The sequence below is a fragment of the Rhizobium sp. Pop5 genome, assembly GCF_024721175.1.
Taxonomy (GTDB): Bacteria; Pseudomonadota; Alphaproteobacteria; order Rhizobiales; family Rhizobiaceae; genus Rhizobium.
In genome coordinates this window covers 3081674-3107076 of sequence record NZ_CP099399.1, presented here as the reverse complement: position 1 = coordinate 3107076, position 25403 = coordinate 3081674, and the positions used below count along the sequence as shown (strand labels likewise).

The 25403-nt window shown below is 60.5% G+C and carries 25 protein-coding genes and 1 pseudogene; 16 read left to right on the top strand and 10 right to left on the bottom strand.

Annotated features, from left to right (window positions below):
• Positions 1–24 precede the first annotated feature (24 nt).
• Positions 25–873 carry a GNAT family N-acetyltransferase gene (locus tag NE852_RS17625; protein ID WP_008534746.1) on the top strand — a complete coding sequence of 283 codons (849 nt, stop codon included), beginning with the start codon at positions 25–27 and terminating at the stop codon, positions 871–873.
• Here NE852_RS17625 and NE852_RS17620 read toward each other — a convergent pair.
• Entirely contained in the window at positions 870–1787 is a 918-nt protein-coding gene (locus tag NE852_RS17620; RefSeq protein ID WP_008534744.1) for a DMT family transporter, read from the bottom strand. The genes NE852_RS17625 and NE852_RS17620 overlap by 4 nt on opposite strands.
• Before the next feature lie 192 nt (positions 1788–1979).
• Here NE852_RS17620 and NE852_RS17615 point away from each other — a divergent pair, with 192 nt between their 5' ends.
• Together NE852_RS17615 and NE852_RS17610 are read left to right on the top strand one after the other, a co-directional pair.
• Entirely contained in the window at positions 1980–3278 is a 1299-nt protein-coding gene (locus NE852_RS17615; RefSeq protein WP_008534742.1) for an adenylosuccinate synthase, read from the top strand.
• A gap of 60 nt (positions 3279–3338) precedes the next feature.
• On the top strand, positions 3339–5819 hold the full coding sequence (locus NE852_RS17610; protein WP_258155884.1) for a hypothetical protein: 2481 nt from the start codon (positions 3339–3341) through the stop codon (positions 5817–5819).
• A gap of 111 nt (positions 5820–5930) precedes the next feature.
• Here the strand turns inward: NE852_RS17610 and rpoH are convergent, their stop codons facing one another.
• Together rpoH and NE852_RS17600 are read right to left on the bottom strand one after the other, a co-directional pair.
• Positions 5931–6839: an RNA polymerase sigma factor RpoH gene (gene rpoH, locus NE852_RS17605; RefSeq protein WP_182562265.1), complete on the bottom strand. Its 909-nt coding sequence runs from the start codon at positions 6837–6839 to the stop codon at positions 5931–5933.
• A gap of 189 nt (positions 6840–7028) precedes the next feature.
• Positions 7029–8054 carry an RluA family pseudouridine synthase gene (locus NE852_RS17600; protein WP_008534704.1) on the bottom strand — a complete coding sequence of 342 codons (1026 nt, stop codon included), beginning with the start codon at positions 8052–8054 and terminating at the stop codon, positions 7029–7031.
• 41 nt (positions 8055–8095) lie between these two features.
• Between NE852_RS17600 and NE852_RS17595 the strand changes: the two genes are divergently transcribed.
• A complete protein-coding gene (locus NE852_RS17595) occupies positions 8096–8482 on the top strand; it encodes a hypothetical protein (RefSeq protein WP_008534702.1) in 387 nt (128 codons plus the stop codon).
• 7 nt (positions 8483–8489) lie between these two features.
• Positions 8490–9314, top strand: coding sequence for an RNA methyltransferase (locus tag NE852_RS17590; protein WP_008534700.1), 825 nt, complete (start codon positions 8490–8492; stop codon positions 9312–9314).
• Positions 9315–9351: 37 nt separating this feature from the next.
• Here the strand turns inward: NE852_RS17590 and NE852_RS17585 are convergent, their stop codons facing one another.
• Together NE852_RS17585 and NE852_RS17580 are read right to left on the bottom strand one after the other, a co-directional pair.
• Positions 9352–10512: a hypothetical protein gene (locus tag NE852_RS17585; RefSeq protein WP_008534699.1), complete on the bottom strand. Its 1161-nt coding sequence runs from the start codon at positions 10510–10512 to the stop codon at positions 9352–9354.
• A 114-nt stretch (positions 10513–10626) separates the two neighbouring features.
• A complete protein-coding gene (locus NE852_RS17580; protein WP_008534698.1) occupies positions 10627–11220 on the bottom strand; it encodes a DUF1134 domain-containing protein in 594 nt (197 codons plus the stop codon).
• A gap of 194 nt (positions 11221–11414) precedes the next feature.
• Here NE852_RS17580 and chpT point away from each other — a divergent pair, with 194 nt between their 5' ends.
• Together chpT and NE852_RS17570 are read left to right on the top strand one after the other, a co-directional pair.
• Positions 11415–12062 (top strand): histidine phosphotransferase ChpT, encoded by a 648-nt coding sequence (gene chpT, locus NE852_RS17575; RefSeq protein WP_008534697.1) that lies wholly within the window; start codon positions 11415–11417, stop codon positions 12060–12062.
• 120 nt (positions 12063–12182) lie between these two features.
• Positions 12183–12545 carry a response regulator gene (locus NE852_RS17570; protein ID WP_008534696.1) on the top strand — a complete coding sequence of 121 codons (363 nt, stop codon included), beginning with the start codon at positions 12183–12185 and terminating at the stop codon, positions 12543–12545.
• 206 nt (positions 12546–12751) lie between these two features.
• Here NE852_RS17570 and ctrA read toward each other — a convergent pair whose 3' ends face one another.
• Positions 12752–13453 carry a response regulator transcription factor CtrA gene (gene ctrA, locus NE852_RS17565; protein ID WP_007533606.1) on the bottom strand — a complete coding sequence of 234 codons (702 nt, stop codon included), beginning with the start codon at positions 13451–13453 and terminating at the stop codon, positions 12752–12754.
• Positions 13454–13890: 437 nt separating this feature from the next.
• Here ctrA and NE852_RS17560 point away from each other — a divergent pair, with 437 nt between their 5' ends.
• Entirely contained in the window at positions 13891–14241 is a 351-nt protein-coding gene (locus tag NE852_RS17560; protein WP_008534695.1) for a hypothetical protein, read from the top strand.
• Positions 14242–14387: 146 nt separating this feature from the next.
• On the opposite strand, the gene NE852_RS17555 is transcribed toward NE852_RS17560, so the two are convergent.
• On the bottom strand, positions 14388–14666 hold the full coding sequence (locus tag NE852_RS17555; RefSeq protein ID WP_008534693.1) for a GNAT family N-acetyltransferase: 279 nt from the start codon (positions 14664–14666) through the stop codon (positions 14388–14390).
• Between the two features lie 133 nt (positions 14667–14799).
• Here NE852_RS17555 and NE852_RS17550 point away from each other — a divergent pair, with 133 nt between their 5' ends.
• Positions 14800–15267, top strand: a complete 468-nt coding sequence (locus NE852_RS17550; RefSeq protein WP_037174998.1) for a paraquat-inducible protein A — start codon at positions 14800–14802, stop codon at positions 15265–15267.
• 20 nt (positions 15268–15287) lie between these two features.
• Here NE852_RS17550 and NE852_RS17545 read toward each other — a convergent pair whose 3' ends face one another.
• Positions 15288–15563, bottom strand: coding sequence for a DUF1153 domain-containing protein (locus NE852_RS17545; RefSeq protein ID WP_007533628.1), 276 nt, complete (start codon positions 15561–15563; stop codon positions 15288–15290).
• Between the two features lie 399 nt (positions 15564–15962).
• Here NE852_RS17545 and NE852_RS17540 point away from each other — a divergent pair, with 399 nt between their 5' ends.
• Positions 15963–16709 carry a LuxR family transcriptional regulator gene (locus NE852_RS17540; protein ID WP_037175001.1) on the top strand — a complete coding sequence of 249 codons (747 nt, stop codon included), beginning with the start codon at positions 15963–15965 and terminating at the stop codon, positions 16707–16709.
• 119 nt (positions 16710–16828) lie between these two features.
• On the opposite strand, the gene NE852_RS17535 is transcribed toward NE852_RS17540, so the two are convergent.
• Complete coding sequence (locus tag NE852_RS17535; protein WP_008534674.1) at positions 16829–17554, bottom strand: sugar transferase; 726 nt, start codon at positions 17552–17554, stop codon at positions 16829–16831.
• 624 nt (positions 17555–18178) lie between these two features.
• Positions 18179–18976, bottom strand: coding sequence for a 3'(2'),5'-bisphosphate nucleotidase CysQ (gene cysQ, locus NE852_RS17530; RefSeq protein ID WP_008534672.1), 798 nt, complete (start codon positions 18974–18976; stop codon positions 18179–18181).
• Between the two features lie 549 nt (positions 18977–19525).
• Here cysQ and NE852_RS17525 point away from each other — a divergent pair.
• The 6 genes and pseudogenes from NE852_RS17525 (at position 19526) to NE852_RS17500 (ending at position 25240) form a co-directional block, all read left to right on the top strand.
• A complete protein-coding gene (locus NE852_RS17525; protein ID WP_258155883.1) occupies positions 19526–20428 on the top strand; it encodes a branched-chain amino acid ABC transporter permease in 903 nt (300 codons plus the stop codon).
• A gap of 94 nt (positions 20429–20522) precedes the next feature.
• A pseudogene (gene livM / locus NE852_RS17520) lies at positions 20523–22007 on the top strand (high-affinity branched-chain amino acid ABC transporter permease LivM); the annotation flags it as partial.
• Positions 22007–22882, top strand: a complete 876-nt coding sequence (locus tag NE852_RS17515) for an ABC transporter ATP-binding protein (RefSeq protein ID WP_008534659.1) — start codon at positions 22007–22009, stop codon at positions 22880–22882. The pseudogene livM and the gene NE852_RS17515, both read left to right, overlap by 1 nt.
• The gene (locus tag NE852_RS17510; protein ID WP_008534657.1) at positions 22882–23625 is read left to right on the top strand and encodes an ABC transporter ATP-binding protein; all 744 of its coding nucleotides are present in this window, start codon (positions 22882–22884) and stop codon (positions 23623–23625) included. The genes NE852_RS17515 and NE852_RS17510 overlap by 1 nt, the downstream gene beginning before the upstream one ends.
• Positions 23626–23644: 19 nt before the next feature.
• Complete coding sequence (locus tag NE852_RS17505) at positions 23645–23998, top strand: DUF6867 family protein (RefSeq protein ID WP_008534655.1); 354 nt, start codon at positions 23645–23647, stop codon at positions 23996–23998.
• A 120-nt stretch (positions 23999–24118) separates the two neighbouring features.
• On the top strand, positions 24119–25240 hold the full coding sequence (locus NE852_RS17500; protein ID WP_008534653.1) for a branched-chain amino acid ABC transporter substrate-binding protein: 1122 nt from the start codon (positions 24119–24121) through the stop codon (positions 25238–25240).
• Positions 25241–25403: the final 163 nt, after the last annotated feature.

Below are 25403 nucleotides of genomic sequence, written 5' to 3'. Positions count from 1 at the left end.
GGGCATTCAATCTGGGAAGGTCGCATGAATTCGGAATTTGCCGTTCGTTCAATGCGGCCCGGCGAACTGGAGCTCGTGCTCGAATGGGCGCGTCAGGAGGGGTGGAACCCTGGGCTCGATGATTCGCTCGCATTCCTCGATGCCGATCCATCCGGATTTTTCGTCGGCTGCATCGGCGAGGTTCCCGTCGGCTCGATTTCGGTCGTCAAATATGGCGACAGTTTCGCCTTTCTCGGCCTCTACATCGTCCATCCCGATTTTCGTGGCAAGGGTTACGGCAAGGCGATCTGGGAAGCGGGCATCGCCACGGCGGAAGGCCGGACGATCGGCCTCGACGGCGTTGCTGCGCAGCAGGACAAATACCGCAAGGCCGGCTTCGAGCCCGCCTATCCCACCATCCGCTACGGCGGCGTCGCGATCGCGTTGCCGGTCTCGACGCTTGCCGCGCAGCCGGTGCTGGATACACGCCTCGAGGGCCTGCAACGCTATGATTCTGCGATCTTTCCCGGACCGCGGGATGCCTTCCTCGCCGCCTGGTGCACAGCGCGCAAGGGACGCCGCTCGGCGGTGGTGCGCAAGAGCCACAAGATCCGCGGTTACGGCACGATCCGCCGCTGCTATGAGGGCTATAAGATCGGCCCCCTCTTTGCCAATGAGGCCGACAGCGCCGCGGCGCTGCTTGCCGAGCTGATCCCCGAGGCGAAGGGTGCGTCGATTTTCATCGACATTCCCGTTGAAAACCACGAGGCGATCGCACTGGCCGAAAGCATCGGCCTTCAGCCGGTGTTTGAGACCATGCGCATGTATCGGGGGCTGGCGCCTGCCACCCCGCTGAAACATGTCTTCGGAGTGACGACGCTGGAACTCGGTTAATCCACAGGGGAGGCGGGTACTGTTGGCGCTGAAGCCTTCGGCCGGCCTCTTTCGGCAATGGCGATGCCGCCGAGGGTCAGCGCCAGCGCGATCATGTGGAAGGACTGGAGCCGCTCGCCGATCAGAGCGACGGAGAGCAGCGTCCCGAACACCGGCACCAGGTTGATGAAAAGGCCTGCCCGGTTGGCGCCGATTGCCTCGACGCCCTTGATATAGAGGATCTGCGCCAGCAGCGACGGGAAGATCGCCGTATAAAGGGTAATGCTCCAGCCAGCCTGATCCGGCCATTGCGCCGCGCCGCGGCCGATCTCCCACAGAAGCAGCGGCAGTGAGGTCAGCATGGCGGCGAAGGCCGGAAATGCCATCAGCGTACGCCAGTCGACCGGCGGCTTCCAGCGCAGGAAGATCGTGTAGAGCGAATAGGCGGCAATGGCGATCAGCATCAGCCCGTCGCCGCGATTGAGCTGCAGCTGCAGCAGCGTGGCGAGGTCGCCGTGGGCCGCCGTCAGCGCCACGCCCACCAGCGTCATGCCGAAACCGAGACATTGCGCCAGCGAGATGCCGGTGCGGAAAAAGAAGAAATTCAGCAGGAAGATCAGCATCGGAATGCCGGCCTGCTCGATGGCGACGTTGATCGCCGTGGTATATTGTACCGCCGAGTAGAGCATGGCGTTGAAGAGAGTGTAGCCGATGGCGCCGTAGCAGAGGAGCAGCGGCAGGTTTTTCCTCGCCACCGGCCAGTCTTTCTTCAGCTGCGGCACCGAGATCAGGGCGATCAGCAAGACGGCGAGGAACCAGCGCAGGAAGGTCAGCATCATCGGGCTGACATGGCCGACCGCCAGCTTGCCGGCGACGGAATTGCCGCCCCAGCAAAGGGTGGCGATGACGAGGCAGATATAGGCGGTGGCTTGCAAGAGCGGTTTTCCCCGTCTTTTCGCGATTGCCGCGCGGCGGTTTCCACGCGGCAATAACCTGCCGGCTGCTGATTTGTCACGTAAAAAGCCCAATCGGCTGCGACAACAGGGTCGCTTTCCCAAAAACAAAGCTTTATAGATGCGCGGGTTTGGGCAGATGCGCAGTTTTGCGCCGGTAACAGGAAGAGTTGGATGACGAACGTAGTCGTGGTCGGTTCGCAATGGGGTGACGAAGGCAAGGGCAAGATTGTCGACTGGCTTTCGGAACGTGCGGATATCGTCGTGCGCTATCAGGGCGGACACAACGCCGGCCATACGCTCGTCATCGACGGCACGAGCTATAAGCTCTCGCTGCTGCCGTCCGGCGTCGTGCGTCCCGGCAAGATGGCGGTGATCGGCAATGGCGTGGTCGTCGATCCGCATGCTCTGATCGCCGAGATCGGCCGACTGGAGGCGCAGGGCGTGACGGTTACGCCTGACAATCTGCGTATCGCAGACAATGCGACGCTCATTCTTTCCCTGCACCGTGAACTCGATGCGATGCGCGAGGATGCCGCATCGAACAGCGGCACGAAGATCGGCACCACGCGCCGTGGCATCGGCCCTGCCTATGAAGACAAGGTCGGCCGCCGCGCCATACGGGTCATGGATCTTGCCGATCTCGACAGCCTGGCCGGCAAGGTCGATCGTATTCTAACGCACCACAACGCGCTCCGCCGCGGCCTCGGCGTCGCCGAAGTCAGCCACCAGGCGATCATGGAGGAACTGACCTCGATCGCTGATCGGGTGCTGCCCTTCCGCGATACCGTTTGGCTGCTGCTCGACAAGGAGCGCCGTAAGGGCGCCCGCATCCTCTTCGAGGGTGCGCAGGGCAGCTTGCTCGATATCGATCACGGCACCTATCCTTTCGTGACCTCGTCTAACACGGTGGCCGGTCAGGCTGCCGCCGGTTCGGGCATGGGGCCCGGCTCGCTCGGCTATATCCTCGGCATCACCAAGGCCTATACGACGCGCGTCGGCGAAGGCCCGTTCCCGACCGAGCTCACGGATGAGATCGGTCAGTTCCTCGGCGAAAAAGGCCATGAATTCGGAACTGTAACCGGGCGCAAGCGTCGCTGCGGTTGGTTCGATGCCGCGTTGGTGCGCCAGTCGGTCGCCACGAACGGCATCACCGGCATCGCGCTCACCAAGCTCGATGTGCTCGACGGCCTCGAAGAATTGAAGATCTGCGTCGGCTATATGCTGGACGGCGAACAGATTGATCATCTTCCCGCAAGCCAGGGGGCGCAAGCTAGGGTCGAACCGATCTATATCACGCTGGAGGGATGGAAAGAATCGACCGTGGGCGCCCGCAGCTGGGCGGATCTTCCGGCACAGGCGATCAAGTATGTTCGCCAGGTCGAAGAACTGATCGGGGCGCCTGTCGCGCTCCTTTCCACCAGCCCGGAGCGGGATGACACGATACTTGTGACCGATCCGTTTGAGGACTAAGCTCGCGGGTCACTATAGGGGATAGTTCGGGAGAGTGCCGGACTTCTTGAGAAAGTACTGATGGCGGATTTTATTGCAGTTATTCGGCGGGCCGTCGACGGCTTGGCTGAAAACACCCCAGAGATGCGGGTGAAAGTCTACGACCGTGCTCGCGGCGCAGTGCAGCGGCAGCTCGAGAACATGAAGCCGCGTCCGCCGGAAGCCATGCTGCAACGCCAGCTTGAAAAGTTGGAAGCCGCCATCCGCGAAGTGGAAGGCGAACATTCCGAGGCGCTGCCGCTCGACGAGCTGGCAGCCGCCGTACCGGAAGCCACCGAAGAGCAAGCAATTCACGAAGAACCGGCGTCGGACACGGCCGCCGAACAGCCGATCTACGACGCCGATGCCGAGCCGCAGCCGGCTGAGCCAGATGAGACCGACCACGCCCAGGTAGCGGCGCCGGAGGAAACTCGGGAAGAGGCGATCGGCGAGGAGCCCGTTGCCGAGGAAGTAGCGGTTTCCCAGGAGCCCGAGCCCGCTGCTCCCGCCGAGACATACTGGCATCCCTCGCATGAGGAGGAGGCGCCGGCCGAGGAATGGCATGCCGCCGAGGCGCGTCATGCCGCTGCCGAGCAAGTGCCGGCAGATGACCGCTCGGAGCCGCCTGCCGAGGAACATTATGAGCAGGCCGGCGAATATCATCCTGAGGAGCAGCATCCGGCAGAAGCTGGAGAGATAGCAGCTGAACCGGAGGCGGTGGAAAGCAAGGAGCCGGAGGCCGAGAAGGCTTACGAGCCTGCCCAATCCTTCGAGCCGGTCACGCATGGCATAGATCAGGCAGCTCATCGACTGGTGGAACCGGTTGCCGGTTTCGACCGTCCGCAGGAATTCGTCGAGCACAGCCGCGAAGAGCCGCTGCAGGCCGATGCCGTAGCGCATTTCGATCCCATCTGGAGCGAGCCTGCCGCCGAGACGCCGGCGCCGGCGCCGAAGGATGCCGAGACCGAATGGGCAGAGGAGGAACTCCGGCAATATTCCGAAACGGCGCCGGTTACCGCCGACGCCTCGGCACGCGCCTTCGAAGAGGTGATATCGAGCCTCGAAAAAGTAGCGCCTGCGGCCGTCATGCCGGCGGCCAAGGAAAGTTTCTCCTGGGAGACGGCTGCCTTCGACGATCTGCCGCCGATCGAGGCCGGCAACAACAAGAAGACGCCGGTCTCTTCGCATTTCGACGATGTCGATATCTTCGCCGAAGTGCACGACGGCAAGCCGGCGTCTGCGGCCGGCGCTCCGAACCAGGAGTGGCGCGAGGCGAAGGCACTGCGCGGCTACGACCGCCGTGGTTCAGTCGCCGCTGACGACGATGATACCAATCCGGGCATGGATATCGACCAGATGGTCGCGTCCAAGCTGCAGGGCAAAAGTTTCCGCATGGAGCCGAAGCGTCGCCGCTTCGGCATCGGCACCGTGATCACGCTGCTCTTCGCACTCATTCTGATCGGCGGCGGCGCCTATGCCGGCTGGACGAACCGAGAGGCACTGGTGGCGATGGTCGACGGGCTCGTCAGTTCGGCCCCGTCGCAGGCCACAAGGAACGAGGCGACGACGACGGCACCAGCGCCGGCGCCGGCGCCGGCAGGATCGGAGACGCCTGCCGAGCCGAGTGCTACGACGCCGGCCAAGCCGGCTACCCCGCCGGGAGCACAGAATACTCCGGCTGCGCCGGCGCAGCCGAACCAGCAGGTGGCATCGCTCAACAATGACGGTGCGGCCGCCAATTCCAAGTTTACGCAGCGGCTGCTTGCCGACGGAACCGAAGTCGACAGCGGGCCGGCGTCGGTGCCGGGAACGCCGACCGCGGAAGGCAAATCGGTCGCCGAACAGAACGTCGCCGCAGCGGCTGCTGCTCCGCCTGCCAGCGCGCAGAGCGATACGGCTCCCGCTGAAACACTGACCCCGAACGGCCCGGCGGCATCGCCGCAGCAGACCGCACCCATCGGCGCGTCCGAGAAGATGTTCCTCTATGAGGAGCGTATCGGCCAGAGCTCGCCGACGGCGATCGAAGGATCGGTCGTCTGGAGCGTGCAGCACGAGGCAGGTCAGGACGGCCGGCAGGAGGCGACGGTGCAGGGTGCCGTCACCGTTCCCGAACGCAATCTCTCGGCTCTCGTCACCTTCAAGCGCAATTCCGATCCGTCGCTGCCGGCAAGCCATCTTGTCGAGATCGTCTTCTCGGTGCCGCCGAATTTCGAAGGCGGCAGCATAGAAAGCGTCCAGCGCATCTCGATGAAGCGCACCGAGCAGGATCGCGGCGACGCGCTGATCGCGGTTCCGGCCAAGATCACGGACGATTTCCACATGATCGCGCTCAACGACTATCCCGATGCGCGCAAGGCCAATCTCGACCTGATGGCGACCCGCAACTGGATCGATATCCCGATCACCTACCGCAATGGCCGCCGCGCGCTGCTGACGATGGAAAAGGGCGGTTCAGGAACGGACGCTTTCAACGCTGCGATCAAGGAATGGACCGCGCTCGGGGATGTCTCGACGAGCCAGTGATCTGGCTTGCGGGCGGCATGCCTGATAGCTCTTCCTTGCACTCACCACGGAAACAAAAACGCCCCCTTCCATGCCGGGAAGGGGGCGTTTCCAATTCTGACGTTCAGCCGATCAGGCCGTCGCTTCGACGACGCGGACGGCTTTGGCGCGTTCCAGGGCTTCCTTGCGAACGGCGTCCTGGACCTTTTCGAAGGCGCGGACCTCAATCTGGCGGACGCGCTCGCGGCTGATGTCGAATTCGGCCGACAGATCTTCCAGCGTCACCGGATCCTCGGCGAGGCGGCGGGCCTCGAAGATGCGGCGCTCGCGCTCGTTCAGCACGCTCATCGCTTTCGCCAGCATGCGCCGGCGGGTGTCGAGTTCGTCCTGCTCGATCAGCACGTCTTCCTGGCTGTCGTGGTCGTCCACCAGCCAATCCTGCCATTGTCCGCTGTCGCCTTCGGCCGCCTTGATCGGCGCGTTCAGCGAGGCGTCGCCGGAAAGGCGGCGGTTCATCGAAATGACCTCCTCCTCCGAGACGTTCAGCTTGGTGGCGATTTCGGAGACATGCTCCGGCTTCAGATCACCGTCGTCGATCGCCTGAATGCGGCCTTTCAGCCGGCGCAGGTTGAAGAACAGGCGCTTCTGGTTGGCGGTCGTGCCCATCTTCACCAGCGACCACGAACGCAGGATATATTCCTGGATCGAGGCCTTGATCCACCACATGGCGTAAGTGGCAAGACGGAAGCCGCGCTCGGCGTCGAATTTCTTGACGGCCTGCATCAGGCCGACATTGCCCTCGGAGACGACTTCACCGATCGGCAGGCCATAGCCGCGATAACCCATGGCGATCTTCGCGACGAGGCGCAGATGGCTGGTGACGAGCTTGTGGGCGGCGTCGCGGTCGCCATGCTCGGCATAACGTTTCGCAAGCATGTATTCCTGCTGCGGCTCGAGCATCGGGAACTTGCGAATTTCGTCGAGATAACGATTGAGACCGGCTTCGCCGGCGGTAATGGACGGCAAGGTATTTCGGGCCATAGTGCACCCTCCTAAAGTGGATTCCGGTTCCCGATGGAAACGCGCCCCCGCGTCAAATAGGCAAACCGGGACGTGCGGCTCTCTACCCAAGCCCGCACTAAGTCCATGTACAGATAAGTATGGCAAAACGGCGATTCAAGGTGCCGCTCACGCAGGTGTGAGCGCGCAGGGCCGCGTCCGAAGTCGCCTTTACCCCCGCAATGCCTCGACCAGTTCCACCATGTCGTCAGGCAGCGGCACCTCGAAATGCATGACCTCGCCGGTGCGGGGATGCTCGAACTGCAGCATGAAGGCATGCAGCGCCTGACGGCCGAAACGGTTGACGACCTTGCGGATATCTTCGGGCAGGAGATTGGCCTTGGTCCTGAAGCCGGCGCCATAGACTGTGTCGCCGAGCAGCGGGTGACCGATATGGGCCATGTGGACACGGATCTGGTGGGTTCTGCCGGTTTCGAGGTGACATTCGACCAGCGAGGCAAGCGCGGTGGCGTCGGGTTTCTCCTGAAAGCGCTCGATCACCTCGTAATGCGTGATCGCCTCGTCGGCGTCATGGCTGTCCGGGCGCTTGACGGCGCGGCGCGTGCGGTCGCCGGTGGAGCGGCCGAGCGGCGCATCGACCGTGCCCGTCAAAGTGCGGGGCCGGCCCCAGACGACGGCCTGATAGGCACGCTCCAGCGGCATGGTGCGGCCGTGGTCGGCAAATTGAAGCGAGAGGTGGCGATGGGCGATGTCGTTCTTGGCAACGACCATCACGCCTGTCGTATCCTTGTCGAGACGATGAACGATGCCGGGGCGGCGCACACCGCCGATGCCGGAGAGCGTGTCGCCGCAATGGTGGATCAGCGCATTGACCAGTGTTCCCGTCCAGTTGCCGGGGCCGGGATGAACGACGAGGCCGGCGGGCTTCGATATGACGATGAGGTCTTCGTCCTCATGGAGGATATCAAGCGGGATGTTCTCGCCCTGCGGCGTCGGGTCCTCGGGCTCGGGCAGGGTGATCTCGAAACTGTCGCCGGCGCGCACTTTGCGCTGCGGATCGGTGACCGGCTCGCCGCGCATGGAAACCTGGCCGTCCTTGATTAGCGCCTTGATGCGGCTGCGGGAAAACTCCTCGCCGACCTGCGCCGTCAGCCAGGCATCGAGCCGGCCTTCGGCGGTTTCATCGGCGGTCAGGACTTTTCTAATGCCAGCTGCTTGTTTAAAGGGGTCGCTCAAGACGCTTCTTCTCCGAAGTATTTTTAGAACGGAACGCACAGATGACGACGATCGAGCCAGACGACCAGGAAGAGAAGCCCCTTGATCCGGCGATGGAAAGTGTCCGGCGCAAGATGGTCCGCCTGCAGATCGTGTCCGGCGCCATCATGTTCGTGAGCCTTATGGCGGTCTTCGGCGCGGTTGTCTACAAGACGATGCACAACGAGCCGAAGGACACGGCGTCCACGGCGGCAGCCTCCGGCGTGCCTTCGGATGCACCGCTTGCGGCATCCGTTTCGCTGCCGCCCGGCTTCAAGGTGCAGTCCACCTCGTTCTCGGCAGGGCAGATCCTGTTCTACGGCGAAACCGTCGACGGCAAGAACAAGGCACTGATCTTCGACCTCAGGACCGGCCGCACCGTTGCCGACGTCACCGTCGCGGGCAATTGAGGCCGGCATGGCTGCCGCTCCGATCGCCATCGACAGTGCCGACGATCCGCGCATCGCGGAATTCCGCGATATAAAAGAGCGCGATCTGACGGGCAGAGAGAACCGCTTCATCGCCGAAGGCACGGTGGTGCTCCGCATGCTTGCCGAGGCGCATGCGGAAGGCCGCGGCTTCGCGGCCGAGAAGATCCTGCTGCTGCGCAACCGCGTCGAGGGCGTGCGGCTTATCCTGGAACGGTTTCCGAGCAATGTTCCGGTCTATGTCGCCGACGCCGACGTGCTCGACGGCGTGGTCGGGTTTCATCTGCATCGCGGCGTTCTCGCCATCGGCCGGCGGGAAGACCGCGGGGAGGCGGCCCTTTTCGATGCGCTGTCGGAACGGGCGCTGGTGCTCGTCGGCTGCGGTATTTCCAATCACGACAATGTCGGCTCGATGTTCCGCAATGCGGCCGCTTTCCGGGCCGATGCCGTGCTCCTCGACGAAACCTCTTGCGATCCGCTTTATCGCAAGGCGCTGCGCGTCTCGGTCGGATCGGTGCTGAGCGTCGCCCATCGCCGTGGCGGCAAGGCCTTGGACGTATTGCTGGCGCTTGCCGAGCGGGGCTTTGTCATCTGGACGCTTTCGCCGCACGGCAAGACCGATATCCGCAGCATCCGGCCCTCGCCGCGGATGGCACTCGTCGTCGGTACCGAAGGGGAGGGCTTGCCCGAGGCGCTGCTTGCGCGCTTCCAGAGCGCCTGCATTCCCCAGTCGGAAGAGCTCGACAGCCTTAACGCGGCGACGGCGACGGGGATCGCGCTGTTTTCCATGGCCTCCGCGATGGGGCGGATCTGAAGCTTATCGCTTCGTTCAGTTCGAACTCCGGAGCTTATTAAAGCGGCGGATTGGCGATGATCGCGGTCGCCCTGTCGGCAAGGCTGACGCGATCGTTCGGGTTCTTTTCTGCTGCATCAGGCAGAAGCGTGCGGATCGGCGAAGAAGGGCCTTCATTGAGCGCGGTCAGCGCCACCATGTTGGCGGCGATCGAGGCGATCTCCTCGCGGATCGCGCCATCACGTGCGGTGACGGTCTTTGCCTTCTGCAAGCGCTCGGCGAGGGCGGCGCTGCGCAGGCGGACATCATCGGCCATCTGCCCGGTGACGGCGGCAGTATCAGGCGTGGGTTCGGCCGTCTCTTCGACGGTCGTTTCTGCCGGCAGATCCACTGCCATTTTGGCAAGGCCGGCGTCGCGCAGCACCCGATTGACCTTGCGGATCTCGGCATTGGCAGCCTTCAACTGATCCTTCAATTTGGCGATCTCCTGCTGGCGGCGGGCAAGCAGGGTTTCCTTCTCAGCGGCGGAACCGCTCTCGCGCGCGGCCTTGTCCTCCAGACGGATCACCATATGCTGCTGCTGCGTCAGCTTCTGTTCGGCATCCTTGGCGCGCTTCTGCAGCAGGGTGACGTCCTGGCGCAGAGTGTCGCGTTCGTCGCGAAGCGCGTTGGCGCGGAATTTCAGGCTTTCAGCCTCGGTCTCGCGTGCCGCCAGGTCGATCCTCAGCCCGTCCGCCTGTTCGCCGAGCTTGCTCAGGCGCGTGCGCATCGTCGCCAGTTCGCTTTCCTTGTTGGCGGCGGACTGCTCGGCGATATGCAGATTGGTCTTCAGCTGGCTGATATAGTTCTCGTCCTTGCGCAGACGCGATCGCTGCTCTGCCGCCTCGACCTGCATCTCGCCGATATGAGCCTGCAATTCACCGATCTCGGCGGCAAGCCTGCCGGCATCGACGGCGATCGCATCGTGGCGCAGCTGGAGCGACAGGGATTTCTCGCGCTCACGCAGAAGATCCTGTGTGGTGCGGGCATTTTCGGCGGCGTAGAGCGCGCGCACCATATCCTTCTGGGCGCGCACCTCCTGCGGGCTCAGAGGCATCGTCGCCTTCAGCCGGTTCTCGGTATACCAGACAATGCGGCGATGAACGGCGGGTGAGACCAGGAAGACGAGGAAGGCCGCGGTCAGGAAGCCCAATCCGAACAAGAGAGCATATTCGATCACGGCGCGGCCATCGATTCGAAGGTTGATAGGGGTCAGCCGCGATGATTAAGCAGGCATGGCGTGCATGGCAAGGCCGCCGATGTGAACGGCGGCCGATTCCTGCGGGTTTGCCGCTCAGAAGGGGTTCCAGGTCGGCGTACTGGTGATCTTGAGATAGCCGACATTGATGCCGAGACGGGCGCCGACGCCGGTGCGGATCGGCACAACGAGTACGTCGTTGTTCTTGAGCAGCGTCATGCCGAAGCCGGCGATGACATAGGCCGAGCCGCTGACGCCGCCGAAACGGGCGTAGATGCCGTTGATGGAAGGCAGATCGTAAACCAGCATCATCACGCGCGAGCCCTGGCCGCCGTAATCGATGCCGAGCGAAGGTCCCTGCCAGTAGAGCGGATGTTCGCCGGCATTCTTGGTGTTCAGCTGGCCTTCGCCATAGGTGAGGCCGGCGATGAAGGCGCCGCCGCCTTCCTGTCCGAGGATATAGCCGTTCGGTAGGCCGTATTTCTGGAAAGCGCTTTCGACCACCTTGGCCAATCCGCCACTGGCGGAGCCGAAGAAGGAGTGGCCGGCATCGATGATTTCCTGCATCGTGTACTGGCCGTTGCCGTTGCTCTGGGCGGCAGCCGGTGCGGCAACAATGAGCGAGGAGAAGACGAGGGCCGAAAACAGCCTGCAGAAGCCGATGAAGCGGCGCGGAAGTCGAAGGCGCATGGTGTCATCCATTCGTCGTTTGGCTCAGAGCGGTAACCGCTCGCGGCGATTGGTGCATTTTGCGCCGATGATCTTAACAATCGGTTTACCAAATATGGTGTCATTATGGCGCTGAGTAAGATCGCAAACTTCGCGCAATTTTGATGAAGCATACTACCGGGCGCAATGAGATTGCCGCCCCTCAGGAGACGATGATGTCCAACAACCCTAATCTCACCCTGTCCGGCCCGGATCTGGCCGCGCTTCTCTGCAGCCGCGTTTGCCATGATGTCATCTCGCCGGTCGGCGCGATCAACAACGGCCTGGAACTCCTGGATGAGGGTGGCGCCGATTCCGATGCCATGGATCTGATCCGCACCAGCGCGCTCAACGCTTCCGTCCGTCTCAAATTCGCACGTCTCGCTTTCGGCGCGTCCGGCTCCGTCGGTGCCTCGATCGATACCGGAGAGGCCGAGCGGGCGGCCAAGGATTTCGCTATCGCCGAGAAGAAAACCGAGGTGATCTGGAATGGGCCGCGCGCCATCGTCGCCAAGAACCGTGTCAAGCTGCTGCTCAATCTCTTCCTCGTCGCTTATTCCTCCATTCCGCGCGGCGGCGTGCTGGAGGTGACGCTCGAAAATCCTGAATTCGATGCGAAATTCAAGCTCACGGCCAAGGGCAAGCTGATGCGCTTGCCGCCGAAATTCGTCGAGATATCGACCGGCACGATCGAGGAGGCGATCGACGCCCATTCGATACAGCCCTATTATACGGTGCTTCTGGCCGAGGAGTGCGGAATGACGCTCGATCATAGCGCCAGCGCCGAGGAGCTGGTGTTCACGGCCGTAGTCGCAGCTGCCTGAAAATGGAGCGCGGACGGGTGTCGGCGCCCGTCCGGTAACGATTCCTTAGCCTGATGGAACTATCATCCATGGTTGTAAGAGGTCCCTCGCTGCGACGAATGCGAGGGCAAAGGAGCGGCCATGCAGAGGTTCATGATCACCGATAATTCGGACATCGTCCGCAAGGTTGGCAAGCGCATTCTCTCCGAACTCGACTTTCTCGTCAGCGAGGCTTCCAATGCCGGCGAGGCGCTGCAGCGCTGCCAGACGGAGCTGCCGGAATATCTGATCGTCGATTCCGGCATGGAAGGCGCGCTCGAGCTCATCGCCGCCATCCGCGCCATGGAAGGCGGCAAAGAGGTCAAGATTTATTACTGCGTCGTCGAAGCGGATCTGAAGAAGCTGATGGCAGGCAAACGGGCCGGCGCCACCGACTTCCTGCTGAAACCCTTCGACCGCAAGATCCTGACCGCCGTCTTCGGAAATCGCGCAATCGCGGCCTAAAGGCAGGTGTCTTTTCCTGGAGCATGATGCCGAAAGCGCAAGCGCGCTCGGCCGGGTCGCCCTCTATTTCCCGATCGCAATGCCGAATTTCAGGCTGGTTCCACCACGAATCCCTCGCGGCCAACGGCATCTTATCGCTCCGCAGGAACGAAAAAATCCCGCCGAAAAGACGGGATTTTCGTTATCCGATAAGGGGGATCGGAAAATCAGGCGGTCTCGGCGTATTCGGTACCGTCAGGCTCGCGAAGAACGTAACCACGGCCCCAGACCGTCTCGATGTAGTTGGCGCCGCCGGCGGCATTGGCGAGCTTCTTGCGCAGCTTGCAGATGAAGACGTCGATGATCTTCAGTTCCGGCTCGTCCATACCGCCGTAAAGGTGGTTCAGGAACATTTCCTTGGTGAGAGTGGTGCCCTTGCGGAGCGAAAGCAGCTCCAGCATCTGGTATTCCTTGCCCGTCAGATGGACACGCTGGCCGCCGACTTCGACAGTCTTGGCATCGAGATTGACGATCAGCTCGCCGGTCATGATGACCGACTGGGCGTGGCCCTTGGAGCGACGCACGATGGCGTGGATGCGGGCGACGAGCTCGTCCTTGTGGAAGGGCTTGGTCATGTAGTCGTCGGCGCCGAAGCCGAGCCCGCGCACCTTGTCTTCAATGCCGGCCATGCCCGAGAGAATGAGGATCGGTGTCTTGACCTTGGACAGCCGGAGAGTGCGGAGCACTTCATATCCGGACATGTCGGGCAGGTTCAGATCGAGAAGGATGATGTCATAATCATACAGCTTGCCCAGATCGACGCCTTCTTCACCGAGATCGGTGGTATAAACATTAAAACTCTCTGATTTGAGCATCAATTCGATGCTCTGCGCCGTAGCGCTGTCATCCTCGATGAGAAGTACCCGCATAATTATCCCCTTTACCGCCGCCGAAAGGTGGTCTGGCCCCTACTCACGATACCGAACAAGCTACGTGATTTGGAAGCTGCCACGAAATGGTTAACAAATTCTAATTCACTCTGGCAAGGAGTATCGAATTTATTAAATAATTTTTCCATTTCTCTGTTTTCCAATAGGAATCTCAAATAGGCCATCCTCAACCGCTACATTAGGAAAAGGCGCTAAGTGATTCATCCGACTCGCCAATGAAAAGGTTCGAACTTCATGCCGCGGCATTTACCGAGCCTTAAATCATCCGCTCTATCATTAACGATGCCCGTAAACGAAAGGTTACCAGCGGTAGGTTTTTGTTAATATCGCAGGAAATTTTTTAGCAAACCGTGTCAAAGCGGCGCGCAGGGCAGTTTCAAGTTGAGCCGGGGTCTCGCATCACGGGAGTAATGCGTATGAAGTCGCGAGAAAGTCTCGTTCGCCTGAAGGAGTTTCAGGTGAACGAAAAAAGGCGTCAGCTGCAGCAATTGCAGATGATGATGTCCGAATTCGAACGGATGACGAAGGATCTGGAGAGCCAGATCGTCGTCGAGGAAAAGAAGTCCGGTATTTCCGACCCGAATCACTTTGCTTATCCGACCTTCGCCAAGGCAGCGCGTCAGCGGGCCGACAACCTGCAGATTTCGATCAAGGAACTGAAGATGCAGGAAGAGGCGCTGGAATTGGCGCTCGAAGAGATGCAGGCGGAATATGCAAGGGCGACGGCGCTGGAAGAGCGTGACGGCGGCGCCCGCGCAAGGGCGTAAAAGAAAACGGTGGGCGCCGGCTTCGGCGCCCCGGGGATCGCCACAGAGAAGCCATGTATGGCGGGCGCGCTGTCCGTCATACATGGCTTTTGGTGTTTTCGTGTTTTGAGGTTCGCAGGCCGCGGTGCGAAGCCGAGGCGAAGGAACTAGTTCACGACATCCTTCCATTCGGGATGGTGTTGCGCCTGCGCCTTGAAGAAGGGGCAGAGCGGGATGATCTTCCAACCGCCGGCGCGGGCCGCCTCCACGGCATGAAGCGCCAAAGCCTGGCCGACGCCCTTGCCACGCAGCGCGTCGGGAACGGCGGTGTGGTCGATGATGACAAGCTTCGGCGATGTTCTGGAATAGGTCATCTCCGCCTCATGTCCTTCGAGTTCAGCCGCATAGCGGCCACCGGAGGCGCCTTCCTCGTTTCGAATGTGCATTGTATTCCTCGTGAACGGATATTGTTGTCACCGACCGTGACACGGCAGCGCAGCCGTGCCAAGTCGGTGCGACAGATGGTGGAGGAGACGGAGTGTTCATGAAAAATGCCGGATCGACACGAGGTTCGTCGTTATGAGAGCGTTTTCGATGATCCGCCCCATTCTTCTTGTTGCGGCGCCCTTTCTCCTGGCGCTCGGCCTCATCTTGCCGCTGGTCCGTTTCGAGACGCTGTATTTCTTCAACAAGACGCCGTCGCTCATCGAAATCGTCATCTCGCTCTGGCGGGGCGGGGATGGGCTGCTGGCGGCGATCGTGGCGCTGGTGTCGATCGTGCTTCCATTTCTGAAGATGATCGGGATCGCCGCGGAGGGGACGGCTGCCGGCGGCGGGGCCGGCAGTTTCTTCTATCGTCACGTCGTACCGCATCTGTCCAAGTGGTCTATGATGGACGTGCTGCTGGTCGCGATCGTGATTGCGGCGGCGAAGACGACAGGCCTGGCGGATGCCTTCACGCAGCCAGGCCTCTGGTGTTACGCGGCCTCGTCAATGATTTCGGGCCTTCTTCATTCCCTTATGGGAGATGCGTCCGGCCCGAAATAAATGGCGGTAATGGCGTGTGATCAGTGGCGGTATTGCTGGATGCGCGTGGTGCGCAAGCCGGCGAGGCCGTGGCTATTGATCGACGACTGCCAGGAGAGGAATTCTTCGACCGTGAGCGTGTAACGCTCGCAGGCCTCTTCCAAGCTCAACAGGCCACCGCGAACAGCCGCGACAACCTCTGCCTTCCGGCGGATCACCCAGCGCCGCGTATTGGGCGGCGGAAGGTCCGCGATCGTCAAGGGGCTGCCATCGGGGCCGATGACATATTTTACTCGGGGACGTATCATTTCGGTCATTGGACTCTCTACACAACGCAAGACCACGAACGCCACTCTAGCCTGCCACATTTAAAAATTGCCTAAACCCATCGTAAGACTTTGATAACAAATTTAGATGCCCTCTCGCCCCCTGTGATTTGGGCAGACCGCCTGCCGCTACGTCAATTTGTGGCGGCTGCATGGGAGCCATGCGGAATAGATATTACCCGGACTGCCGGGAAAAATTTATAAGCACTTCAACATAAACGAGCGCCAGACTTCGTCTCCGCTCTTCCCGCTGCATCAGCCCAGGTCGCGCCTTCGACGCTTCGTATTCTCGGAATACGGGCGAAAACCGGCTTTGCCGATGCTCCGGCGCGAGCTTCTCGTCGCCGGCAGCGAGGCCGAGCCGAAGCGCGCCGTATGAAGGATACGAAAATGAAAAGACGTGAGCGCGCCGTCGACGACTGCGCTGAGGATACTGCATTTTCGCCTTCGCGGGCCAATGCCGCAGGTATTGGGTTCAAGGAGGGCGAAGAGCGGCTCGGCGAGATGGCTAAGCTTGCGGGCTTCGATTTCTACCTGCTCTCGGCCTTTCCGCGGGGCGACAGAACGGCCTTCATCGAAAACCGGTTGATCAGCAACTGGCCGCAAAGCCTCGTCGGCTTCTACGAGACGGCCGATCTGTTCTATTGCAGCAAGCTGGTGAGTGCGATGAAGCGGACGGTGCTGCCGATTTTCTGCGAGGAGGGGCCCTTTGCGGGCAGCGCTGCCAATCAGGAAAACCGCCGTCTGAACACGCTCTTCCAGATGCACGGGCTGAAGAACACCTTCGCCTTTACGCTGCATGACGCTGACCTGAAACAATACATCTTCGCCTTCTCAGGCGGTTCTCCCATGCCTCCACGGGAGCAGGCGATGGCGCTGCTCTATGGCTGCATGGAACTTCTGGACAAGGCCTCGCGCAGCATCAGGCCGGAGGAAGGGCCATCGGAGGCGCTCACCCGGCGCGAAATCGAATGCCTGCGCTGGTCGGCTGCCGGCAAGAGCAGCGACGAGATCGCCATCATTCTCGATCTCTCGCCGCATACGGTGGTGGGATATCTGAAGAGCGCGATGCGCAAGCTTGATTCGGTCAACCGCATGCAGGCGGTCGCCAGGGCATTTCGCTACCGGCTGCTCTAAAACGGATTGTTTCAGACCCGCTTCCCGCGCTTCAGGTTCTTGATCAATGCAAATCGCCCAAAACCGCTGAGCAGTTTTGGGCGATTTGCATTGAGGGCAGTTGGTTCTTCTCGGAAAACTTAGAAGCCTTTTCCGCCAGCCAGTTCGGACACGACGGTTCCGGCAATGATGCGCATATCCATCCAGATCGAAAAATTCTCGACGTAGTAGAGATCGCTGGCGATACGAGCACGCGCCTTGGCCGGACGATCGGTCGGGCCGCGCAGGCCGCGCATCTGGGCGAGACCCGTCATGCCGGGGCGCATGGCATGGCGCTGGTGATATTCGGGTACGAGCTCTTCATAGAGCATGTCGCTGGCGCGCATGCCGATGGCATGGCAGCGCGGACCGACGACCGACATGTCACCCAGCAGCACATTCAAGAGCTGTGGCAGCTCATCGATATTCGTGCGGCGCAGGATAGCGCCGATGCGGGTGATGCGCGGATCGTTCATCACCGTCTGGGCAACGCCCGAGGCATCGCAGAGGTCGGTGCGCATTGAGCGGAACTTGTAGACCTTGATGGTCTTGCAGTTCTTGCCCCAGCGGGTCTGTTTGAAGAGCACCGGTCCCGGGCTGTCGAGCTTGATCAGCAGGGCGACGAGCAGAAGGAAAGGTGCAAGGACGAGGAGGGCGCTCAACGACGAAACGATGTCGAACGCCCGCTTCAGGGCAAGATCCATCCACGGCGCCTGCGGCGCATCGCTATGGATAACAGGGGTCTGGAGCTTCAGGCTCGGCAACTGGCGGCTGCTCGGCCGGAAGGACTCAGTCGAAATGCTGTTGTTTAGTTCCGTGATGCTCAAGGATCGTACTCTGTTGTCTTCGAGGGGCGCGGCGGCAATAGGCGATCAATGGTTAACCCTGTCACCAGGGCTGCACTCAGGTCTTGGTAACCCTACTAAAACGGAAAAATGCGACAATTGTGTAATGCTGTCCAGAGAAATATCGCATCGCAACAAATCTTTCGCACCTGCGTTAAGTTGAGGCAACCTCATGATATTCCGTTAAGAATTGGAATTTCGTCAAGGTTTCTAGGCTCTTGGCGAGGGCTTCCATAAGGGCGGCGGCGTGCTGTTCCGACACGCCATCAGCGCCCGTTAACCAATATTTTTAACCAGATCCGCCACGAAATTTTTTCGGCGGAGAGGTTTGGCTGCCATCAACATGTGTCACAATGTGACAAAATCAAGGCGAGATCGGCGGCATCCCGTGCCGGAAAAAGAGAATCGGGTCGCGTAGAGAATCACCTCTGCCGACCGCCGAGCCCTGCGAATCGCTCCGCGGCGATCGCGCTGTTGCCAGAGCCGGCCGCTTGAGAGTGATGAGATAATGGGAAGGTCTCGCGCGGAGCCGTGCCAAGCCTTGGAACGGGGGAGCGTCACATGGTGCGGTGATTGCGCTGGGTATTCAGCGCCTGGCGGGGATGGTCACGCCGGTTCGAGGACGCGCTTCCTGCCGCCCCAGGAGATGAAGTTCGGGTTGGCGAAGTCGAAATCGGCTGCCGTTCCCGTCTTGCCATAAGTCAGCGGTGCGCCGTCGAGCGTCACCGTCGAGCCGCCGGCGGCGCGCAGCACCGCATCGCCGGCCGCCGTATCCCATTCCATTGTGCGGGTGAAACGCGGATAGACGTCAGCCTTGCCTTCCGCCAGCAGACAGAATTTCAGCGAGGAGCCGATATTGGTGCATCTGGAGATCGCATGGTGAGCGAGGAAGCTGCCGGTTTCCGGACTGTTATGGCGAAGGCTGGCGAGCGCCAGCCTGTCGTCCGGCTGTTCGCGCACGGTGATCGCGCTGCGCGCGCCAACCGTGAAATCGTCCATCACGACCAGCCTTTCGGCGTGGCCGCGCTCTCCCGAGAAGGCGAGCCCGAGCGCTGGGGCATAGACGATGCCGGCAACCGGGGCGCCATCCTCGATATAGGCGATGTTGACGGTGAATTCCTGCCGCCCGTCAACGAATTCGCGCGTGCCGTCGAGAGGATCGACCAGGAAGAAGCCTCGGCCGCTGATGTCGGGCACCTTGCCGGCGGCGACCGACTCCTCCGCCACGACGGGTATTTCGGGATAATCTCTGGCAAGATGGGCGAGGATAATGCGTTCGGCCTCCTCGTCGGCGACCGTGACCGGACTTGCATCCGCCTTCATGGCAACGGGAAAGCCTTCGCGTAAGACCGTGATGATGGCCTTACCGGCTTCCAGCGCCGCCTTTTCAAATGTCCTCAGCATTGTCCTTTTGCCGTTCGCCGTGCGGGCCGAGCACCCCGCTGTCGCTCGTCCGCAAACCATCCCTGTCACACCACAATACCAGTCCGGAATTTATATGGTGTTTCCCGTCGCGCTTCGCACCCTTCACACTTAATCCGGCGATGCTACCATAAGTTCCCGGCTCTGTCAGACGATGGTGAGCATCCGCGCATGAAATGGCGTTCGAAAAAGCGCCCGTTCAGGGGGCTGAATTTGCGCCATCTTCCAATTCTGTGGAATAGCTTACGCCGCGAACGGAGCGGAAAATCGGCGGCGAAATCACCGAATAGTTAAACCGACAGCGATTTCTGGCTAAAAATCCGCCTTTCCGTGCTGTTTTTCTGTTGATTTTGGTTCAAAACGAGCCATTTAGCCCTGTTCTGTCAAGAATCTGTCGGAAAAAATCCTTTTTGTCTTCACATTTTCAACGAAACCGCTATGCATGCGGCTTATGAGGTTCTCTGAAACGGAGAACCAAAGAACCAAAAAGAGATGCAGCTTATTCGGCTCGCATCCAGGGGAAAACGACATATGGAGTATTTCGTCCAGCAGCTCTTCAATGGGCTGACGCTCGGATCCATCTATGGCCTTGTGGCTATCGGCTATACGATGGTTTATGGCATTATCGGCATGATCAACTTCGCCCATGGCGACATTTTCATGCTCGGCGGATTCGCTGCTCTTATCGTCTTCCTCGTCCTCACATCCATCTTCGCAGGTCTCCCGGTGGCAATTCTGCTGCTGGCGATGCTTGTCGTCGCGATGCTGATGACGAGTTTGTGGAATTGGACGATCGAGCGTATCGCATACCGTCCGCTGCGCGGTTCCTTCCGCCTGGCGCCGCTGATCACCGCGATCGGCATGTCGATCGTGCTGTCCAACTTCATCCAGGTGACGCAGGGTCCGCGCAACAAGCCCATCCCGCCGCTGGTGAGTTCGGTTTATCAGTTCGGCAATATTTCCGTATCGCTGAAGCAGATTGTCATCATCATCATCACGGCGGTGCTGCTGACGGTCTTCTGGTACATCGTCAACCATACCGCGCTCGGCCGCGCCCAGCGCGCTACGGAACAGGATCGCAAGATGGCGGCGTTGCTCGGCGTCAATGTCGATCAGACGATCTCGATTACCTTCGTCATGGGGGCAGCGCTCGCTGCCGTCGCCGGCACAATGTATCTCATGTATTACGGCGTCGCTTCGTTTTCTGACGGCTTCACGCCGGGTGTAAAGGCATTTACCGCAGCCGTTCTCGGCGGCATCGGCTCGCTGCCGGGCGCCGTTCTCGGCGGATTGATGATCGGCCTCATCGAATCTCTATGGTCGGCCTATTTCACCATCGCGTACAAGGATGTCGCGACCTTCGCCATCCTCGCTTTCGTGCTGATCTTCAAGCCGACGGGTATTCTCGGGCGGCCGGAAGTCGAGAAGGTATAACGTCATGGCAAACATTGAGAATTCCGCAGGCAAGCCCGATGCCGGACTTGTCCGCAAGGGTCTTATCCAAGCCCTTTTTGCCGCCGTGCTGGCGCTCGGTATGTTCGTTCTCTATGTCGGTCTCAAGACCGACCAGAATATCAGCAACGAGTTGGTCATCGTTCAGCGCTGGGGACTGCTTGCGATTTTCGTCATAATCGCTGCAGTTGGCCGCTTCGCCGTCGTCATGTTTGCAGCAACACCCGGCCTGTTCGCCAAGACGATGCGAGTGGTGGCTCCGTTAGCGGTTTTGCTGATCGCCGTCTATTTTGGCTACGTGTTCGTTCGTGAACAGCTATGGTTCGACCTGCTCATCCTGGGCGGTCTGGTTGTGTTTGCCGCATTGTTGTATGCGCTTATCAAATACGTCCTACTGCCGGCAGAGGAGAGGCGTCGGGAACGCAATGTCGAGGCCGAAAGACTCGGATTGCCGCTGGAAGCAAGCCCGTATGAGACCCATTATCTGAAGGTCGTGCTGGCTGCGTTGCTACTTTACCCCATGGTGGCTGTGGCGTGGAAAGGCCCTCAGGGTTCGTTGACGTTTGTCGACAATTTCGGCATTCAGATCCTGATTTACGTAATGCTCGCCTGGGGTCTTAACATCGTTGTCGGCCTTGCCGGTCTTCTCGACCTTGGTTATGTCGCCTTCTATGCCGTCGGCGCCTATTCCTATGCATTGCTATCGAGCTATTTCGGCCTGTCTTTCTGGGTGCTGCTGCCGCTTTCCGGTATCTTCGCCGCACTCTGGGGTGTCATCCTCGGTTTCCCGGTATTGCGCTTGCGCGGCGACTACCTTGCCATCGTGACGCTCGCCTTCGGCGAAATCATACGCCTCGTGATCATCAATTGGACTGATTTGACGAAGGGCACCTTCGGCATCTCTGGCATCGCCAAGGCTTCGGTCTTCGGTGTCTGGACCTTCGATGTCGGCAAGGTGAATAATTTCGCCAAGGCTTTCGGGCTGCCTTCGTCATCGGCCTATTACAAAATCTTCCTGTTCTACGTCATCCTGGTGCTCTGCATGCTGACCGCCTATGTTACGATCCGGCTACGCCGCATGCCGATCGGCCGAGCTTGGGAAGCGTTGCGTGAAGACGAGATCGCCTGCCGCTCACTTGGCATCAACACGGTGACGACCAAACTTACGGCGTTCGCTACCGGTGCGATGTTCGCGGGCTTCGCCGGCTCGTTCTTTGCAGCACGCCAGGGTTTCGTTTCGCCAGAATCCTTCGTCTTCCTGGAGTCGGCTGTCATCCTCGCCATCGTCGTGCTCGGCGGCATGGGCTCGCTGACTGGGATCGCGATTGCTGCGATCGTCATGGTCGGAGGGACCGAGGCGCTACGCAGTATGGACTTCTTGAAAGAGATCTTCGGTCCGACCTTCACGCCGGAACTTTACCGCATGCTTATCTTCGGCCTCGCCATGGTTGTGGTGATGCTGTTCAAGCCGCGTGGTTTCGTCGGCTCGCGATCGCCGACAGCCTTCCTCAAGGCGCGAAAGGCTATCTCCGGAAGCTTCATCAAGGAGGGACACGGTTGATGAGCCCGGTCACCAATACGATGTCGAGCGACATTCTTCTCAAGGTCGAGCACCTGTCGATGAAGTTCGGCGGCCTGATGGCCATCAACGACTTCTCTTTCGAAGCCAAGCGCGGCGACATCACCGCGCTGATCGGACCGAACGGCGCCGGCAAGACCACCGTCTTCAACTGCATCACCGGCTTCTACAAGCCGACGATGGGCATGATTACGCTCAACCAGAGAGGCGGCAAGCAATACCTGCTGGAGCGCCTGCCGGACTTCCGCATTACCAAGGAAGCCAAGGTCGCACGCACCTTCCAGAACATCCGCCTGTTTTCCGGCTTGACCGTTCTCGAAAACCTGCTCGTCGCCCAGCACAATAAGCTGATGCAGGCATCGGGCTATACAATCCTCGGCCTGATCGGCGTAGGTCCCTACAAGCGGGAGGCTGCCGCGGCGATCGAGCTCGCGCGTCATTGGCTTGAGAAGGCCGACCTGATCGAGCGCGCCGACGATCCGGCAGGCGATCTGCCCTACGGCGCTCAGCGGCGCCTCGAGATTGCGCGTGCCATGTGCACCGGTCCGGAACTACTCTGCCTGGACGAACCGGCAGCAGGCCTTAATCCGCGCGAATCCGCGACGCTCAATGAACTGTTGCAGAGCATCCGTGCCGAAACCGGAACGTCTATCCTTCTCATCGAGCATGACATGTCGGTGGTCATGGAAATCTCGGATCACGTCGTCGTCCTCGAATACGGCCAGAAGATTTCCGATGGCACGCCGGATCATGTGAAGAACGATCCTAAGGTCATCGCGGCCTATCTCGGCGTCGAGGATGAGGAAGTGGAAGAGGTGATCGCAACCGTCGAGCAGCTCGAAGGAGGCGCAAACTGATGGGCGCTGAAGTAATGACCGGTCAAACGCTCCTTCAGGTAAAGGGCGTCGAAACCTATTATGGCAATATCCGTGCGCTGGCCGGCATCGATGTTCATGTCAACAAGGGCGAGATCGTCAGCCTGATCGGCGCCAACGGCGCCGGCAAGTCGACGCTGATGATGACGATCTGCGGCAGCCCGCAGGCCCGCAAGGGTTCGGTCGTCTTCGAAGGCCATGACATCACCAAGCTGCCGACGCATGAGATCGCCCGGTTGCGCATCGCGCAATCTCCGGAAGGCCGCCGCATCTTCCCGCGCATGACGGTTCTGGAAAACCTCCAGATGGGCGCAGGCCTCGACAATCTCAAATATTTTTCCGAGGACGTCGAGAAGATCTTCACGCTCTTCCCGCGTCTCAAAGAACGCCATGCCCAGCGCGGCGGAACGCTTTCGGGCGGTGAGCAGCAGATGCTGTCGATCGGCCGCGCGCTGATGGCGCGCCCGAAGCTGCTGCTTCTCGACGAACCCTCGCTCGGCCTCGCGCCGCTGATCGTCAAAGGCATCTTCGAGGCGATCCGGAAGCTCAACGAACGGGAAGGGCTCACCGTTTTCCTTGTCGAGCAGAACGCCTTCGCTGCGCTGAGGCTTTCGCATCGCGCTTACGTCATGGTGAACGGCAAGGTGACGATGAGCGGCTCCGGCAAGGAACTGCTCGCCAATCCGGAAGTTCGCGCCGCCTATCTCGAAGGCGGAAGACACTAATCGAAGGGGAGAGTTTGATATGCAGGGACTTTTCTTCGAAAGCGACGATGGCGCTCGTGTCGTCATCCGTGCCATCGTCGTGTTGATCGGCTTCTGGACGGCCTGGCGGGCAGGCAAGGCGGTTGCGGACGGCTGGAACAATTATCCCCGGGCCGTCGTCTATACCTTCCTGCTAGCCTGGGCGATGCAGTTCCTGCACCACGCCCTGTTCAACGGGCCGATGCTCAGCGCGCTTTACTACGGCATCGATTTCGTGACGCTGCTGGTCTTCTCGACGGCCGGCTTCCGCTCTCGCCGCACCAATCAGATGGTCAACAACTATTACTGGCTGTACGAAAAAACTTCCGCGTTTTCGTGGAAGGACAAACATTGACAGTCCGTTGAAACTAGGCATGAATTGCCTTCAGAGTGGAACAGCTTTCCTGGCGCAGTCAATGGTGGGTAGTGCGCCGGGTCTTGGACCGGAACCCGCCCAAAAATTGGGAGTAACAATATGAAGAAGTCTCTTCTGTCGGCAGTGGCTCTGACGGCGATGGTCGCCTTCAGCGGCAACGCTTGGGCCGACGTTCTCATCGCTGTCGCCGGTCCGCTGACCGGCCCGAACGCCGCATTCGGCGCTCAGCTTCAGAAGGGTGCCGAGCAGGCAGCTGCCGACATCAACGCAGCCGGCGGCATCAACGGCGAGCAGATCAAGATCGAGCTCGGCGACGACGTTTCCGACCCGAAGCAGGGCATTTCGGTCGCCAACAAGTTCGTTGCTGACGGCGTGAAGTTCGTCATCGGCCACTTCAACTCGGGCGTTTCGATCCCGGCTTCTGAAGTCTATGCCGAAAACGGCATTCTCGAAATCACTCCGGCCGCTACCAACCCGAAGTTCACCGAGCGCGGCCTGTGGAACACGTTCCGCACCTGCGGCCGTGACGACCAGCAGGGCGCCATTGCCGGCAAGTATCTTGCCGATCACTTCAAGGACGCCAAGATCGCCGTCGTTCACGACAAGACCCCCTACGGTCAGGGCCTTGCCGACGAAACCAAGAAGGCCATGAATGCCGCTGGCGTCACCGAAGTCATGTACGAAGGCATCAACGTCGGCGACAAGGACTTCTCGGCCCTCATCGCCAAGATGAAGGAAGCCGGCGTCTCGATCATCTATTGGGGCGGTCTGCACACCGAAGCCGGTCTCATCATCCGCCAGGCTGCCGACCAGGGCCTGAAGGCAACGCTCGTTTCGGGTGACGGTATCGTTTCCAACGAGCTCGCCTCGATCGCTGGTGACGCCGTCGCCGGTACGCTGAACACCTTCGGCCCCGATCCGACGCTGAACCCGGCCAACAAGGACCTCGTCGCGAAGTTCAAGGCCGCCGGCTTCAACCCGGAAGCCTACACGCTCTATTCCTACGCTGCGATGCAGGCGATCGCCGGTGCCGCCAAGGCTGCCGGTTCGACCGACGCGGAAGCCGTTGCCGCGGCCATGAAGGAAAAGGGTCCGTTCCCGACCGTTCTCGGCGACATCTCGTTCGACGAAAAGGGCGACCCGAAGATTCCTGGCTACATCATGTACGAATGGAAGAAGGGCGCAGACGGCAAGTACACTTACGTTCCGCAGGGCATGTAAGCCTAGCCGTTCCTTCTGGAACAAGATTATCGAAGCCCGGTTTCGACCGGGCTTCTTTCGTTTTCGGACATTTCAATTGCTGGGCGTCTTTTCAAGGCGGGACGTGCGCGACCGGGTTGTTTGAAGGCTCGTCGCCGACATCGTGCCGGGCAGTACCGCTCTC